The sequence below is a fragment of the Hymenobacter daeguensis genome (genome assembly GCF_054780555.1).
Map to the genome: position 1 here is coordinate 1 of NZ_BAAGWC010000065.1, position 884 is coordinate 884.

Consider the following 884-nt stretch of genomic DNA (forward strand, 5'->3'; position numbering starts at 1 on the left):
CGTCGCGTCAATCACCAGGTTGTTTATCGTCGTGTAGTCCGTCCCGTTCAGCTGAACAACCGCCCGCTGGTTCGAATCGCTCGAGCCGAACTTGATGGTGCTGCCGCCGCCGTTAATGGTCAGGCGGCTGGTGGCCGAGGTACCCACTACTTCACCCAGCAGGAACTGCTCGGTGTAGGGGCCGTTGAGCACCGTGAACGTAGCCGCGCCCGTGATGCCGCCGTTGGTCAGGGCCGCCGCCGCCGCCGTGAAGCTGGCGAAGTTGGTGCCACCGGTGGGCTGCTGGTTGTTGATGGTATAAGCACCACCGGTCAGGGCCGTGTACACGGTCGTGGTGATGGTGTTGTTGGCCGGCGTGGGGTCGGCCTGGCCGTTGGGCAGGGTGGCCGTTACGGCAATGGTATTGGCTCCGGCTACCAGCGTGGCCTGCGTGGTGAAAGTAACCGTACCCGTAGCACCCGAGGCGATGGACAGGCCGGTAAACGTCTGGCTTACGGCCGTGCCGCCGTTGAGGGTGTAGGCCACCGTCACGGTGGTGAGCGGCGAGAGGCCGTTGTTGCGCAGGAGCACCGATACCGAGCGGGCACCCACCAGCACCGGGGCAACCGGCGAGGTCAGGCTAATCACGGCCACGTCGTTGGTGGCAGGCGTAAACTCATAAGCGCCGATGTCGGGCGTGGTGCTGCGGGCCGCGCCGGTGATGTCGTCGGTCACGCGGGTGAGCGGCGTGGCCACGTTGTTGATGGCCGCCGCGCTGGGCAGCAGGTTGCCGGTAGCCGGGGCCACGAACTGCGGGTCGGCCGACACGCTGTTCTGGTCGAAGGCGTTGCTGTTGGCCGCCTGCCAGTTGGCCAGCGTGGTGTAAGCCGTGGTGTAGTAGCCCA

Annotated in this window: 1 protein-coding gene; it reads right to left on the reverse strand. The window is 66.1% G+C overall.

Annotation, left to right across the window (positions count from 1 at the left end):
* On the reverse strand, positions 1-884 hold an 884-nt coding region (locus ACYVHT_RS23295; RefSeq protein WP_460557797.1), incomplete at both ends, for a choice-of-anchor Q domain-containing protein.